We start from the raw sequence: 12,367 nt of genomic DNA on the forward strand, positions 1-12,367 counted from the left end.
TATGGGTGGAGTATTTGGAAGTACGACGATCAGTACGTCTGATAAGCGCATCAATTCGATGCGCATTCAGCAATCTGCATACGGTCTGACTCAGCCATTGGTTTATGGCAAAAACCGTGTCGCAGCCAATATGTTTTGGTATGGTGATTTTAAATCCACTGCCCATACAACGACCACTAAATCTGGTGGTAAAGGTGGTAAAACCAAGACAAAAAACACAACATATACTTATTCAGCATCTTTGATGTTGGGTCTGTGTGAAAACAAAATCAAAGACATTGGCATCATCTGGCGTGATAAAGAGCAGATTGTCACAAAGACTGAAGGCGGTGTGCACCTCAAGCCAATAGATCAGATTGGTTTTGAACTCTTTGATGGTGATCACAATCCTGTTTGGGGATATTTAGCATCCAAGCATCCCGATGAAGCGGTGCATTATCCATTCCTTGGATATGTGGCATGTGCCAATTATGATCTGGGCGGTAGTGCAGCATTATCGAATCACAATTTTGAAGTGATCAGCGACATTACATTTTCAGAAACGATTCATGATGCGAATCCCGCCGACGTGATAGAAGACTTCATCACCAATCCACGGTACGGTGCAGCACCAAGTTTGAATATGGCAGATTTATCTGAATTTCGGACGTATTGTGCAGCCAGCAATTTGTTGATCAGTCCTGCTTTGACTGAACAGCGTGAAGCATTTGAAATCATCAATGAAATTGTGGAAGCGGTGAATTGTGCTGTGGTACCAAGTCCAGACGGTTTGAAAATCCGTTCATACGGTGACAGTGCAGTGACAGGAAATGGCGTGACATTTACGCCAAATCTTGAACCGGTATATCACTTAACAGATGACGATTTTTTAGGTGAAGATCAGCCAGTACGTGTGCGTCGAAGTCGCGATACCGATGCATACAACCATTGCCAAATTGAATACGTGAATCGCTTCAACCAGTACAACACAGAAACGGTTGAAGCAAAGGACCAAGCAAATATTGAAATGTTTGGGCTACGTACACAAGATCCAGTTAAGTTTGACTTTTTCTGTGAGCCAAAAATTGCTCGTCATGCGGTGCAATTGCTATTACAGCGAAAACTCTATGTTCGAAATGAATATGAGTTTGAATTGGGCTGGAAGTACTGCCGACTTGAGCCGATGGATATTGTGACGATTACGGATGAATCCTTAGGTTTGAATCAGTTTCCAGTACGAATCACACGAGTTGAAGAAGATGAAGAAGGAGTGCTTTCGATTACAGCTGAAGAGTTAGCCGTCGGATCTCGCTCAGCAGTTGAGTATGACCTGCAATCATCGAATGGGTATCAAGGTGGCAATGAAGAACCAGGTAATGTCAATGCACCGGCTATTTTTGAGCCTCCTTTAGAATTGACTGATGGTAAAAATCAGATTTGGGTAGCTGCGTCAGGTGGTATTAATTGGGGTGGCTGTAACGTCTGGGCAAGTATAGACAATACGACTTATGAAATGATCGGCACTATCTATGGTTCAGCGCGTTACGGTACATTAGTTTCAGCAATTGATGCAGATGACACATTGATGCAAGTTCAATTGAATACTTCTAGTCAAATCTTTGGTGGTACGCTTGAAGACGCTGAAGTTGATGCAACACTGTGTAAAGTCGGTGATGAATATATCAACTATATCGATGCAACCTTGGATGGATCAGGACGTTATACATTAAGTGGAATGCTTCGTGGGCGTTTTGACGATGCAGGCTCACACAATGCAGGTGAATCATTTGTTCGTATTGACCGAGCCATTTTTGAGTATGACTTCAACTCAAATATGGTTGGTAAGCAGATTTATCTGAAGTTCACAAGCTTCAATGGTCTTGAGCAAAAGGAAGAAACCTTGGATGAAGTGACGGCATACAGTTACACAATCAATGGTGGTCGTCCTGCAGGTGTTAAAGGTTTATCGCTGCAGTCTGCATTTGAAGGCACAAGCTTTAAAGTTCAATGGCAAAGTGCAGCTGGTGCGACAGGTTATATTGTGCAGATTTGGTCGAATGGTGTATTGCTTCGAACTGTTGATACAACAAATACCGACTATTCATACAGCATGGATGAAGCAAAAATCGATGGTATTCAACGTGCTTATACAGTACGTGTTGCAAGTAAAAACGGTTCGATTGTCAGCACTTTTGCAGAGCTGAATATCAGTAATCCAGTGCCACCACAATTGTTGAACGTGTACACATCGGCAACTGCAGATTCGATCACAGTGACTTGGATTCCAAGTGAAGTGCCTGATCTGAAAGATTACCAGGTGTGGATCAGTACCAATGCGAACTTTGATCCTGATACAACGGCAGCACGTTGGACAGGGACTGAAAATGCTTGCACGATTACTGGTTTGCAATCAACGACTACATATTATGTGCGTGCTGCTGCGCGAGACGTGTGGAAGCCGACCTCGTGGAACTATTCAACACGAATCACACAGGCAACTGCTGATAGTTAAAGTTTTCAACCATAAAGCACCTTCGGGTGCTTTTTTATTACCAAAATTTAGGGGGCGAGATGTCTGAAAAGGCGCAATTAGCCGTAGATGCTGCGGTTGCCGCGTCCACAGCTACAAAATTTACATATGGGTGTCTAGGAATAGGCACCCTTTTTTCATGGGTGGCAACTATCAACTGGATTCCTTGGCTGAGTCTGCTATTGGCATTTCTCACATTTCTAGTGAATTGGCATTACAAACGACTTGAAAACAAACGTGCTGAAGAAAAGCACAGAGGTAAAAATGAAATTAATTGATAATTGGAAACAGGCTTGGAAACTCAAGTCAGTACAAGTGGGCGCATTTGGCGCCTTTTTTTATGCCTTGATTTTATTCTGTGATCAGTTTGTGCAGGTGTGGAATGTTATTCCACCAGAGCTAAAAACCTACATTCCAGAACAATGGAAAGAATTTGTCGGGTGTTTTGTTGGTGTAGCAATGGTGCTCGCGCGCTTAAAAGCTCAACCTGAACTGCATGGCGTAAATCAGTTTGTAACTGTAACAGCAGGGCATTCAAATTCTGATCCTGGTGCGGTAAATGGCAGTCTTAAAGAAGCAGATTTAGTTGTAACCATTCGAAATGCTTTGGCTTATTACTTAAAGCACGCGGGCTTACAGGTTAAAACTGATGGTATCGGTACTCAGAACGATCCATTGTCTTCAGCACTCAAATTGATCAAAGGCTCTAAAATTGCTCTAGAGATTCACATGAATGCAGCAGCAAACAAAACTGCTGTTGGTATTGAAACAATCTCATTACCTAAAGATAAGAAATTGGCTCAAGAGATCTCTAAAGCCGTTCAGAAAATCACAGGTTCACGACTTCGTGGAGATAGTGGCTGGATTGATCAATCTAAATCGGCTCGAGGCAAATTGGCTTTCGTACAAAATGGAGGTTTAATCCTTGAAGTTGGTTTTATCTCTCATGATGCTGAAGCAAAGCTAATTCAAGATCAAGCATGGTTGATTGCCAGGGAAATCTCAAAAGTAATTATTGCTAATCAGTAAAGAGATAGCCCTCTAAATGAGGGCTAATTTATTTAAATATAATAAAATTTTTAAAATACAGTTTTCTGCCTGATTCACTATCTATTAATTTATATACATATAAATCATAATTATTCCTATGCTTTAAATCATATACATTTTGTTTGTAATCACCATCGAGCATTAATTTTCTGAAATATAAATTACGTTTTAAATCGAATGCACTTAGAATTTTTTTCATTTGCGACCTCTATCTCTATATACCTTGTGTAGATGACTTTCCAGAACCCAAATATCACCATCGATGACAACTTTATTGCCATCGTAAATAGATAAATTCTGGCCATAAAAATCTGTAATGTTATTTAGTTTCCCTTGATAATTATAGTTTGCCCAAGCACATCTACGATCACTGTGGTTTGACTCTTTGTGAAAAACGAGGATTACTTGAGGGTATTTAATCATCATGAGTTTAATTCTCGGCACTAATATAATCTGGTATTTCAACAAAGTAAGCTTGATTAGTAGCAATGCTTACCCATTGCAACGTCCCGATTTTATTAATGAGTTTAATATTATTGTTATCGTATAAGCTGATTAATACATTATTATCATCAAAAAACCCAACATATTGAATAGCTGGATTTCTGTGAAAGTTTTCATACATTTTATGGACTTTAACTTTAACAATATTCATTATTTATCCTAATCACCTAAAAGGAGTTAAACCTTTTAAATGATTTAAGAATTCTGAGTTATAAGTTATTTTTTAACTTCGACCTCAGTATGCTCTTTCGGAGCATCTTTAGTTTGTCTGTTCTCAGCATTTAATTGCTGTTCCTTATTTTTTTCTTGCTGAGTTTTTTGCGTATTATCGCCTGCAGGATTTGATTGTTGCTGGTTATGTTGTTGCTGGGTTTTAGAGTCACTTGACTTTGTGAAATTTGACATAATGATTGTCCTTGAATTGTCAATAGTATTATCGACAAACTCAGCATGTGCCTTATATTTATTAATAGATACCCTGAATATGTATCAAGATTTATAGTTTTAGAAATATTTATTATGAGTGCCTGATATTAATCGATTATTAATATAATATTTAAATTAATATATTTGTAATTTATAAAAACTCTTACTCATGCATTGTCATAAATTTATACATTAGCAATTTAGCAGTAATTTCCTCATCAAACTCTATTACCGCAGTCTAGTACGATTCAATCTATAGATTGAAATTTTTTCAATACTTTGCAAGTTATGCTATCCGCTGAATTCTCAAAAAAGAGAAATAGCAAAATTGGGTAGGAAACCTTATAGGTAAAGTATAAAATTTCTTTAGTAACTTACTAACAATTAATTCTGATGAAAATGATCACAGAATTATTTTCTAAGACGTAAATATCTTCAGTCTACAAAAAATGAAGAGTCTACAAAAAAATAAATTTGTAGACTGATTTGTAGACTGATGAAGTGCAATTACACCTAAGTGGTAACAAATGTATGCAACTATTAAATGATATTAACTTATTGAAAATACTGGTAATTGCAATATGATACAAGCGTTGCCAATTAAAACAAAATTAGGTGGATTCTACTTTTTCTACTATGCGATTGTCGGTACCTTCATGCCGTATTGGAGTCTATATCTGCTAGATCAGGGATTTAGCTTTTTAGAGATTGGGTGGCTTAGTGCAATTGCAATCATGACACGTTTTTTTGCGCCGTTTATTTGGGGTTGGGTGGCGGATAAAACGGGTAAAAGAATGCTATTGGTGCGAATCGCAACATGGATGGAAGCGAGTATATGGTTCCTCATTTTTATTATACCCAATAATTTTCAATCAATTGCCTTGTTAATGTTGATCTTCAGCTTTTTTCAAAATGCGATACTTGCTCAATTTGAAGGCGTTACATTATTTTGGTTAGGCGAAAAACGAAATGAACTTTATGGCAAAGTGAGAAAATGGGGATCGATTGGGTTTATTGTTGGTGTTTTCTTTATTGGTCTAATTCTTGAAATCATCGATATTCAGTATCTCCCGATTTTATTACTGAGTATTTCATTTCTAGCGTTCTTATGGTCATTTACAGTAAAAGAACCGAAGGGCGCACCAAAAGCCCAAAAAACACTTGAATCCATTATTCCAGTTTTAAAACAACCAGTTGTGAAAGCAATTTTCTTAATTGAGTTCATTATGTTGTTTGCTCAAGCACCATTCTATAGTTTTTATAGCAATTACTTACAGTCATCTGGATTTAGTACCACAGCAACAGGATTTCTTTGGTCAACAGGTGTTATTGCTGAAATCATGATGTTTGCCTATGCATCATTTTTTTTAAATCGTTTTACATGGCGTCAGTTGGTTGCGATCTGTTTATGGATGACTGGGCTTAGGTTTTTGATTGTTGGTTTATTTCCTGAAAGTTTTGTTCTCCAATTTCTCTCCCAGACAATGCATGCATTCAGTTTCGGTTTATTTCACTTATTGGCGATGCGCATTATTTTTGAGCACTTTTCTGCTGGGCAGCATGGTAGAGCTCAAGCTTTGTATAGTACGATGTGGGGCTTGGGTGTGGCATCTGGAAGCGTATTGGCAGGACAATATTGGGAGCTGATTTCTGGCAGCTATATTTTTATCATTGCAGGAGCTTCAACGTTGATTGGTTTCATATTTTTATCCGCTTTACCAAATCTCAAGCCCACTGAAGCAAGATAGTGACTTATGATGTTTGAGTAAATAGTAATTGCGGATCCACGCATAATCTATTTCGTCCTTCAGATTTCGCTTGATAAAGGGCAACATCTGCACGATTAATCAATTGTTGGAATGGGGTGCCAGACGGAAGTTGTTGATAACTTAAACCTATGCTTACACTAATATTGAGATGTTGATTTTGCCTGATCATAATCGGTGTTTCTGCCACGCGGTCGCATATACGCTGTGCGATTTTAATGCAGGCTGGTAGGTTACTATCTTTAATTAAGATGGCAAATTCTTCACCGCCAACTCTACCGAATAAATCATTTGATCTAATTTGAGATCTGACGATATTGCTAAAGTCTTTGAGAACAATATCACCTATTTCATGTCCATATTGATCATTAATTTTTTTAAAGTGGTCAATATCGAGTAGTAGAATAGACACGCTGTGAATATTGGATTTCGCCTCCCTATGAGTTGAATCTATCGTCTTTTCGCTTTCTTCATAAAAATATCGGCGATTCATAGTCGTTGTTAAACTGTCATGGTTCGCTAAATATAATATTTGGTGATATAGCTTTTGGCGATTCAAACTAATAATTGATAATGTTAGTGGGCCTAAAGCCAGCATGAAAAGACCGATGCGAACAGACTGTGTTGTCGAAATAAATGCTTCTGGAGATTCTGTTAGATAATATGCACTTAAGCTGTTGTATAAGAACATACATACAAAGCAGTTGATGATTGCAACCAACAATAAATTGTAGGTTAATGCTGCCCAGATGAGTGCTCCGATCGGGAACATGATGGCGCCAGGGCCAATAAAAAAGTGAGTTAGAATTACAGATACAACGACAAATATGAAGGGTAAGACAAGGGGCAAACTTAAACGTTGATTTTTTTGATTTACAAAATATTGTTGAACTGTAGTTTTGTTTGGTAATGCGAGAACAATAGGTAAAAAAGCGACAAAGTTAAGAATTTCACCACTCCACCACATGCCAAAATCAACCCAAATACGGCTGAGTTCCATAAAGCTGTTAGGAACATAAGGGATGGTTAAAATCGCAAAGGTTGGGCTCGCTAGGCACCCTCCAAAAGCACTAATTAAAAATAAGTAAACAAATGTAAGACCTTTATTGAATTCTTGATAATTGATTTTTAACCGGTTCAGTAGGTATAAGGTCACTAATGGGTTTAGCAAGTTAGCAAGAGTTAACAACCAAGTAAGTTGTAAAGTGTTGCCAGTACCTAGGTCTGCAAGCATATACCCAGAAAAGGCCCCAAGCCAGCCACCAAGATTATTGAGATAACTAAATCTTAAAAAAAGACCAAGTAGTACGGCATTTGCAGGCCAGAAAATTGAAAGAAATGAGAGAGGTCGACCAAATATTCCAGCCAAAGCACAAAGTGTAATGATGAGCATGACAATCAAAAAAGATTGTGCATTGTTTTTAATCAGCTCTGTTCGTATCCATATGGTCATACTTAACGTATATTCCCTTGCATAAAATCTTATATTTTTAAGCTTTCTGTGAGGTATAGAATGAATATTATTCTGATAAGAATATATTTTTGCACTAATAAATCAATAGATCGCATTAAACTGCTGATGATTTAAAGTTCATCAATAGGGAATTCATTTTCTTATATAAAATTGTTCTTATCACGTTAATTCTATAAGTTTTCTTGCTGAAATGTGCTAATTTAGCTCTAAACGTTGACCTATAGATGTTGTATGAAAAAAACAGTTTTTTTTGCACCTTTACTTTTATTAATGACGTCTTTTTCTTCTGCCGATCAAAATGTCCAAGCGCAAGCTAAAGGTGCTGATTTACAACAGCCTGAAAATAATATTCGAATCAACATGCGCCCAGAAATTTTAGGTTTATGGGGAATGGAAATTCCAAATAATAAAAAATGTGTTGAGTATTATAATTTCCGTGGTAACAATGAGGTGGTCGTGAATAGTGCTAAAGAGTGGTCGGTCGGTTTATTTGAGTATCAACCATCTCAAGACAGCTCTTCGGGTTTGTTGCCTACCTTGGTCATGCAAGTCAATTATGAGAACAACGAAAAAGACTGCTCTGGTAATCAAGTAGATCAGGCAGGAGATTTGTCTCAATATTTTGTAAAATGGGACAATCCGAATCAAATCAATTTCTGTGCATCTGAAAAGGGTGGACAATGTTTTGCAAAACTTAATCGTATATTGCCATGAGCTAAAATCTTTGCAGCGTATTCTTCAATAAAAAAAAGCCTCCTGAAAAAGAGGCTTTTTTATTCATCTTGTAAAGCTGTAATTACTCAGCTTCGCTATGTCCTTGTACCTGTTTCAACAAATGTTTCTCTAAGTAGTGAATATCCATAGCCTGTTCTGCAAAGTTCTTATCTTCAAGGATGAGATCTTTGTGTAGCGGAATATTGGTTTTGATTCCAGTTAAGATCATTTCATCTAAGGCTTGTTTCATACGAGCCAAAGCGGTTTCGCGATCTTTACCATGTGCGATTAGTTTAGCAATCATCGAATCATAGTAAGGTGGAATGCTATAACCTGGATAGATATGAGAATCTAAACGGATGCCTGCACCACCTGGTGTGTAGAATTGCTCGATTTTACCTGGTGATGGAAGGAAGGTGGTTGGATCTTCTGCATTAATACGGCATTCAATTGCATGACCGTGTACTTTGATTTGATCTTGTTCTAGATTTAAACCAAGACCAGCGGCTACACGAAGCTGTTGTTCAATAATATCGACACCCGTTACCATTTCAGTCACAGGATGTTCTACTTGAACACGTGTATTCATCTCAATAAAGAAGAACTCACCATCTTCAAATAAGAATTCGAACGTGCCTGCGCCACGATACTGCATTAATTCGCATGCTTTTACGCAAGCTGCTAAAATTTCAGCACGAGCTTCTTCTGGAAGGTTCGGAGCAGGAGCTTCCTCAAGCACTTTTTGATGACGACGTTGTAATGAACAGTCACGATCATATAAATGTACGGCGTGACCATTACCATCGCCAATCACCTGTACTTCAACATGGCGTGGCTTTTGAAGGAAACGTTCCATGTAAACCGTATCATCACCGAACCACATTTCAGCATCACGTTGAGCTGCTTGTACAGACTCCAACAGTGTATCAACACGTTCAACAATTCGCATACCGCGACCGCCACCACCAGCAGCAGCTTTAACGATAAGTGGGAAGCCAATCTCTTTTGCTTCGGCCAAGGCATTGTTTGGTGTTACAGCATGAGCTGAACCTGGAACGGTTGGTACACCAGCTTTACGCATCGCCATAATCGCTGACACTTTATTCCCCATAAGGCGAATATGTTCAGGACGTGGACCAATAAAGATAAAACCAGAACTTTCTACAATCTCAGCAAATTCAGCATTTTCTGATAAAAAGCCATAACCTGGATGAATTGCATCTGCACCAGTCACTTCCGCTGCTGTAATAATTGCAGGAATATTTAGATAACTTTCGCTACTTGCACCAGGACCAATACAAACGGCTTCATCAACAAAGCGTAAATGCATGAGGTCTTTATCGGCATCCGAGTAGATACCGACTGTTTTAATACCGAGTGTTTTGCAAGCACGTGTAATACGCAGTGCAATTTCACCTCGGTTGGCAATGAGAACTTTTTGCAACATACCAACCCCCAACGATTACGCGCGGTAGCGGAATAAAGGTTGACCGAATTGGATTACATCACCATTTTTAACTAAAATTTCTTCAATCACACCACTTTGAGTTGCCTCAATTGGGTTCATGATTTTCATTGCTTCAATAATTCCAAGCGTTTCGCCTGCTGAAACAGTTTGTCCTACATTTACAAATGGTGCTTCGCCTGGACTTGGTGCAGCATAGAACACGCCAACCATTGGTGAGGTTTCAACAGCACCACGAGAAGCTGGTTTCACAACTGGAGCTTCTGGCGCAGCAGATTGTATTGGTGCAACACCAGCGGCTACGATAGGATTACGACGCGCTAAAGCAATGGATTGATCACCTTCTTTTACTTCAATAGATTGAAGATCCGATTCAATCATTAAGTCGATGAGCTTTTTAATTTTGCGAATATCCATGAATTCGTATTCCTAAGGTTAAAGAGGTGTAGAAGTTTGAATTTTTTGCACGGCATGAGTTAATGCAAATGAATAACCCTGTGCGCCTAGTCCACAAATGACACCGACAGCTTTATCTGAGAGATAAGAGTGGTGTCTAAATGCTTCACGTGCGTGAACATTTGAAAGGTGAACTTCAATAAATGGGATCGCAACACCTAATAGGGCATCACGTACTGCTACTGAGGAGTGGGTCAGTGCAGCAGGATTGATGATGATAAATTTTATACCATCAATTTGGGCTTGATGAATTCGGTCGACAATGGCACCTTCCCAATTGCTTTGGAAGGTTTCAAGTTGAATTGAACTTTCTTGAGCTTGCTGTATGAGTTGATGATTGATATCGTCTAAAGTTAAATGTCCGTAAACTTCAGGTTCTCGCTTTCCTAGCAAATTTAAATTTGGTCCATGTATGACCAAAATGGTCGAACTCATGAAGACAGCTCCAATATGAAAGTTGCAATATAACCTTGCAAGATGTCTGCAAAGTTTGCATATTATGGCATGTTTTTAAGCTTTTCATTTATATTTTGTTTCAAAAATAGCAAAAAAACAATGTCGTCAATGAGCTGTATTTTGAGAACTTTGCAGTCAATTGGCAATGTTAAAAAATTACATTTTTCTTTTAATTCTTCGAGTCTGCTATTTTAAACTGAATTGACCAAAAGTATTCATTTGTTTTGTGTAACCGCCATATGTGAGTCATCAATAGTCAGCATTTCTGACCATGAGGTGGTATAGCGTGGAGAGTGGTGCAATTGCTTCATTTTCCATTGTTGTTGATTGGTATGATAGCCCACTTGAATACAATGCTTTCCAAAGCGGTTTTTCATAGCGCCAATTGTTGTCATGAGTGAATCTCGCTGCTGGATTAAATCATGAGGCTGCCAAAGGTCATGTGTATGTGTTTTTTTAGCACTCAAAGCAGAAAACATGACGGAAACTTTTACATAACGTATATTTTCTTTAAATAAAACATCAATTTGCTGTTGTGCTGCATGGGTCAGGATTAATAAATCATCCGTCGGATATTCCAAACCAATTACATGAGAATGTGATTTCTTGAATGGTTTTACTGGAATTTTTTCATGAAGAGACACATGGACACAGGCGCATAATTGTTCTTGCTTGGTTAAACGCTCATGAGCCCGACTTAAATGAAAAATCATGGCTTGCTTGATTAATGCTTTATCCTTTAATGCTGATGCAAAACTTCGTGATGCTAAGATTCGTTTAGACGGTAAATCAGGATCTTCTAGTGAAATACAGGACTGACCTTTTAGCTCACGAATGGTACGCCCTATGAGCACTGAAAACTGCTTCATCAAATAGTGTTCATTGGCAAAAGTTAAGTCATAGCAATTATAAATACCGTAACTTTCAAGTTGTTTACTAATTTTTCGACCTACGCCCCAAATTTCCGATACTGAGGTTTCTATAAGTAATTGATCAAAACTGCATGGATCCAAATCCAATAAAGAACACACTCGGTTAAAACCAGAACGTTTTTTGGCAAAGTGATTGGCGAGTTTAGCTTGTGTTTTACTGTAACCAATCCCGATACAACAAGGTAAACCGATCCATTGTTGAATACGGTCGACTAATTCTCGACAAAATTTTTCTAAATCAAAAAGACTTTGATAATGTGTTAGGCGAATAAAACATTCATCAATTGAATAGGGCTCTAGATCTGAATCTGCATGAAAGTGTTGCTCTAAAATAGTGAAAAAGCGACTAGACATATCGCCGTAGAGGGCATAGTTGCTTGAAAATACTTTAACACCAGCTTTAAGCATATCTTTTTCAATTTCATACCATGGCACGGCCATGCCAATATTGAGAGCTTTCGCTTCCTCACTACGAGATACGACACAACCATCGTTATTACTTAAAACAACGACCGGTTGACCATTTAAACTTGGATTAAATACACGCTCACAACTGACATAGCAGTTATTAATATCAATGAGCGCAAAAATCTCTTGATGATAAATATTTTGCAT

Annotated in this window: 12 protein-coding genes; 5 read left to right on the forward strand and 7 right to left on the reverse strand. The window is 38.1% G+C overall.

Annotated elements, in window-relative coordinates; translation table 11 throughout:
- Position 1 precedes the first annotated feature (1 nt).
- Genes AC1M9E_RS07140 through AC1M9E_RS07150 form a run of 3 tightly spaced genes read left to right on the forward strand, consistent with a single transcriptional unit; the run spans position 2 to position 3,538 of the window.
- Positions 2-2,491: a phage tail protein gene (locus AC1M9E_RS07140; RefSeq protein WP_488225184.1), complete on the forward strand. Its 2,490-nt coding sequence runs from the start codon at positions 2-4 to the stop codon at positions 2,489-2,491.
- Positions 2,492-2,550: 59 nt separating this feature from the next.
- Positions 2,551-2,787 (forward strand): holin, encoded by a 237-nt coding sequence (locus tag AC1M9E_RS07145; RefSeq protein ID WP_481595292.1) that lies wholly within the window; start codon positions 2,551-2,553, stop codon positions 2,785-2,787.
- The gene (locus AC1M9E_RS07150) at positions 2,774-3,538 is read left to right on the forward strand and encodes an N-acetylmuramoyl-L-alanine amidase (protein ID WP_481595291.1); all 765 of its coding nucleotides are present in this window, start codon (positions 2,774-2,776) and stop codon (positions 3,536-3,538) included. The genes AC1M9E_RS07145 and AC1M9E_RS07150 overlap by 14 nt, the downstream gene beginning before the upstream one ends.
- Positions 3,539-3,989: 451 nt before the next feature.
- Here AC1M9E_RS07150 and AC1M9E_RS07155 read toward each other — a convergent pair whose 3' ends face one another.
- On the reverse strand, positions 3,990-4,214 hold the full coding sequence (locus AC1M9E_RS07155; RefSeq protein WP_481590017.1) for a hypothetical protein: 225 nt from the start codon (positions 4,212-4,214) through the stop codon (positions 3,990-3,992).
- A 65-nt stretch (positions 4,215-4,279) separates the two neighbouring features.
- On the reverse strand, positions 4,280-4,468 hold the full coding sequence (locus AC1M9E_RS07160) for a hypothetical protein (RefSeq protein WP_481595290.1): 189 nt from the start codon (positions 4,466-4,468) through the stop codon (positions 4,280-4,282).
- Between the two features lie 605 nt (positions 4,469-5,073).
- On the opposite strand from AC1M9E_RS07160, the gene AC1M9E_RS07165 reads away from it, so the two are divergent.
- Positions 5,074-6,237, forward strand: coding sequence for an MFS transporter (locus AC1M9E_RS07165; protein WP_481607506.1), 1,164 nt, complete (start codon positions 5,074-5,076; stop codon positions 6,235-6,237).
- Positions 6,238-6,241: 4 nt separating this feature from the next.
- Here AC1M9E_RS07165 and AC1M9E_RS07170 read toward each other — a convergent pair whose 3' ends face one another.
- Complete coding sequence (locus AC1M9E_RS07170; protein ID WP_488225185.1) at positions 6,242-7,708, reverse strand: GGDEF domain-containing protein; 1,467 nt, start codon at positions 7,706-7,708, stop codon at positions 6,242-6,244.
- Between the two features lie 252 nt (positions 7,709-7,960).
- Here AC1M9E_RS07170 and AC1M9E_RS07175 point away from each other — a divergent pair, with 252 nt between their 5' ends.
- Positions 7,961-8,443: a hypothetical protein gene (locus AC1M9E_RS07175; protein ID WP_035270703.1), complete on the forward strand. Its 483-nt coding sequence runs from the start codon at positions 7,961-7,963 to the stop codon at positions 8,441-8,443.
- An 82-nt stretch (positions 8,444-8,525) separates the two neighbouring features.
- Here AC1M9E_RS07175 and accC read toward each other — a convergent pair whose 3' ends face one another.
- The 4 genes from accC to AC1M9E_RS07195 form a co-directional block, all read right to left on the reverse strand.
- Entirely contained in the window at positions 8,526-9,890 is a 1,365-nt protein-coding gene (accC, locus tag AC1M9E_RS07180) for an acetyl-CoA carboxylase biotin carboxylase subunit (protein WP_035267832.1), read from the reverse strand.
- Positions 9,891-9,905: 15 nt separating this feature from the next.
- Positions 9,906-10,325 carry an acetyl-CoA carboxylase biotin carboxyl carrier protein gene (gene accB, locus AC1M9E_RS07185; protein ID WP_035267829.1) on the reverse strand — a complete coding sequence of 140 codons (420 nt, stop codon included), beginning with the start codon at positions 10,323-10,325 and terminating at the stop codon, positions 9,906-9,908.
- A gap of 18 nt (positions 10,326-10,343) precedes the next feature.
- Entirely contained in the window at positions 10,344-10,799 is a 456-nt protein-coding gene (gene aroQ, locus AC1M9E_RS07190; RefSeq protein WP_488225186.1) for a type II 3-dehydroquinate dehydratase, read from the reverse strand.
- Positions 10,800-11,035: 236 nt separating this feature from the next.
- On the reverse strand, positions 11,036-12,367 hold the full coding sequence (locus AC1M9E_RS07195; RefSeq protein ID WP_488225187.1) for a Y-family DNA polymerase: 1,332 nt from the start codon (positions 12,365-12,367) through the stop codon (positions 11,036-11,038).

The sequence above is a fragment of the Acinetobacter sp. 24-47-47 genome (assembly GCF_057737035.1).

Bases quoted from the DNA above. Each gene is read 5' to 3' on its own strand.
- aroQ (WP_488225186.1), bottom strand. From the start codon at position 10,799: ATGAGTTCGACCATTTTGGTCATACATGGACCAAATTTAAATTTGCTA.
- accC (WP_035267832.1), bottom strand. From the start codon at position 9,890: ATGTTGCAAAAAGTTCTCATTGCCAACCGAGGTGAAATTGCACTGCGT.
- AC1M9E_RS07170 (WP_488225185.1), bottom strand. From the start codon at position 7,708: ATGACCATATGGATACGAACAGAGCTGATTAAAAACAATGCACAATCT.
- AC1M9E_RS07140 (WP_488225184.1), top strand. From the start codon at position 2: ATGGGTGGAGTATTTGGAAGTACGACGATCAGTACGTCTGATAAGCGC.
- AC1M9E_RS07155 (WP_481590017.1), bottom strand. From the start codon at position 4,214: ATGAATATTGTTAAAGTTAAAGTCCATAAAATGTATGAAAACTTTCAC.
- AC1M9E_RS07195 (WP_488225187.1), bottom strand. From the start codon at position 12,367: ATGCAAAATATTTATCATCAAGAGATTTTTGCGCTCATTGATATTAAT.
- AC1M9E_RS07175 (WP_035270703.1), top strand. From the start codon at position 7,961: ATGAAAAAAACAGTTTTTTTTGCACCTTTACTTTTATTAATGACGTCT.
- AC1M9E_RS07145 (WP_481595292.1), top strand. From the start codon at position 2,551: ATGTCTGAAAAGGCGCAATTAGCCGTAGATGCTGCGGTTGCCGCGTCC.
- AC1M9E_RS07160 (WP_481595290.1), bottom strand. From the start codon at position 4,468: ATGTCAAATTTCACAAAGTCAAGTGACTCTAAAACCCAGCAACAACAT.
- AC1M9E_RS07150 (WP_481595291.1), top strand. From the start codon at position 2,774: ATGAAATTAATTGATAATTGGAAACAGGCTTGGAAACTCAAGTCAGTA.
- accB (WP_035267829.1), bottom strand. From the start codon at position 10,325: ATGGATATTCGCAAAATTAAAAAGCTCATCGACTTAATGATTGAATCG.